A 1,825-nucleotide genomic window follows, 5' to 3' on the forward strand; every position below is an offset into this window, starting at 1 on the left:
GGTGTCCTCGTACTTGGCCTTGATGGCATGAACCTGGCCGACGACGTCTTCACCGGGAGGTGGCAACGGCAGTTCCAGCGCAACAGCGGGGCCTGTCGCCAGCATGGCGGCCAGGGTCAGGCTACGGGTGACGGCGGGAAAGCGCGGCAACATCCGGGAAATCCTTCGAAAGATCAGTGAAGAAAACGATTGTACACCCGCGCCGAAACGAGCGGGAGGCGCATGCGTTTCAGATGATGAAAGGCGCTCAGAGTTCCGGCCATACCGGGCGCATGCCGCGCCGCTGGGCATCGAGGATCGCCCGGCACAGCGGGCACAGGCGCTCGTCGCGGTAGATCGCGCGCTCCACCCCCGACCAGCGCGGCTGCGCTGGCAGCAGGCCACCGCACAAGGTACGGTCGACCGGCACGCCCAGTTCGAGCTGGCGGGCGGCCAGGTGGATGCGCACTTCCTGGCAGGCAAACAGGTCGAGCTGCTCATCAGGCTCGATCAGTTGGTAGGCGTACAGGGACCAGGCGGGGCGCGGCATCGGGGGCACTCGAAACGGGGGGCGCAACATTAGCCGAAAGCGGCCCCCGATAAAAGCGTCACAGCAAGGGTTTTATCGTCGGCCAGGCATTTTCCAGCAGGCGCTGCTGGGCGGCCGCCGCCGGGTGGATGCCATCGGCCTGCATCAACTCCGGCACCCCGCCCACGCCATCGAGGAAGAACGGCACCAGCGGTACCTTTTTATCGGCGGCCAGCTGCTCATAGACCTGGGCGAACGCCGTGGTGTAGCGCACGCCGTAGTTCGGCGGCAGGCGCATGCCCAACAGCACCACCTTGGCACCGGCCTGGCGGGACTGGTCGATCATCGCGGCAAGATTCTGTTGCAATTGTTGCGGCGACTGCCCGCGCAGGCCGTCGTTGCCTCCAAGCTCCAGCACCACCAGGTCCGGCTTGTGCGCCGCAAGCAGCGCCGGCAGCCGCGCCTGGCCACCTGCGCTGGTGTCGCCGCTGATCGAGGCATTGACCACCTGATCGTCGAAACCCTCCTTCTTCAGCTGCTGTTGCAGCAGGCTGACCCACCCCTGGCGGGTATCCAGGCCAAAACCGGCGCTGATACTATCGCCGACGACAAGCAGCGTTCCCGCCGCCGCGCCCTGGGCCAGGCAACACAGGGCCAGGCCGGCACTCAACCACCACATTCGCATCGGATTCTCCATGGGCCCCAGCATTCTCGTTGCGCAGAACCTTAGCAAAGTGGTCCCCAGCGCGGAAGGCGACCTGACCATCCTCCACGCCCTCTCCCTCGATCTCGCCCAGGGCGACAGCCTGGCCATCGTCGGTGCCTCCGGCTCCGGCAAGTCCACGCTGTTGGGCCTGCTCGCCGGGCTCGACCGCCCCAGCGCCGGCAAGGTGATCCTCGCCGGCCACGATCTCGGCCCCCTCGACGAGGACCAGCGCGCCCGGGTGCGCGCCGAGCACGTGGGTTTCGTGTTCCAGTCGTTCCAGTTGCTCGACAGCCTCAATGCCCTGGAGAACGTCATGCTGCCGCTGGAGCTCGACGGTCGCCGCGATGCCCGCGAGCACGCCCGCGGTCTGCTCGAACGGGTCGGCCTGGGCAAACGCCTGAGCCACACCCCGCGCCAGCTCTCCGGCGGCGAGCAGCAGCGGGTGGCGATCGCCCGCGCCTTCGCCGCGCAACCGGCCGTGCTGTTCGCCGACGAGCCCACCGGCAACCTCGACAGCCACACCGGCGAGCGCATCAGCGACCTGTTGTTCGAACTGAACCAGGAGCGCGGCACCACCCTGGTGCTGGTGACCCACGACGAACGCCTGGCCA

The 1,825-nt window shown here is 67.6% G+C and carries 3 protein-coding genes and 1 pseudogene; 1 reads left to right on the top strand and 3 read right to left on the bottom strand.

Going from position 1 to position 1,825, the window contains the following annotated elements; translation table 11 throughout:
- The 3 genes and pseudogenes from CC207_RS28375 to CC207_RS17260 form a co-directional block, all read right to left on the bottom strand.
- Positions 1–153 (bottom strand): annotated as a pseudogene (locus tag CC207_RS28375) (hypothetical protein); the annotation flags it as partial.
- Positions 154–247: 94 nt separating this feature from the next.
- Positions 248–529: a hypothetical protein gene (locus CC207_RS17255; RefSeq protein ID WP_028692618.1), complete on the bottom strand. Its 282-nt coding sequence runs from the start codon at positions 527–529 to the stop codon at positions 248–250.
- 58 nt (positions 530–587) lie between these two features.
- Complete coding sequence (locus CC207_RS17260; protein ID WP_028692619.1) at positions 588–1,193, bottom strand: arylesterase; 606 nt, start codon at positions 1,191–1,193, stop codon at positions 588–590.
- Between the two features lie 10 nt (positions 1,194–1,203).
- Here CC207_RS17260 and CC207_RS17265 point away from each other — a divergent pair.
- The coding region (locus CC207_RS17265) for an ABC transporter ATP-binding protein (RefSeq protein ID WP_088852468.1) at positions 1,204–1,825 on the top strand (622 nt) is incomplete at its 3' end.

This window comes from Pseudomonas sp. DrBHI1 (assembly GCF_002205115.1).
Lineage (GTDB): Bacteria > Pseudomonadota > Gammaproteobacteria > Pseudomonadales > Pseudomonadaceae > Aquipseudomonas > Aquipseudomonas mosselii.

Bases quoted from the DNA above. Each gene is read 5' to 3' on its own strand.
- CC207_RS17260 (WP_028692619.1), bottom strand. From the start codon at position 1,193: ATGCGAATGTGGTGGTTGAGTGCCGGCCTGGCCCTGTGTTGCCTGGCC.
- CC207_RS17255 (WP_028692618.1), bottom strand. From the start codon at position 529: ATGCCGCGCCCCGCCTGGTCCCTGTACGCCTACCAACTGATCGAGCCT.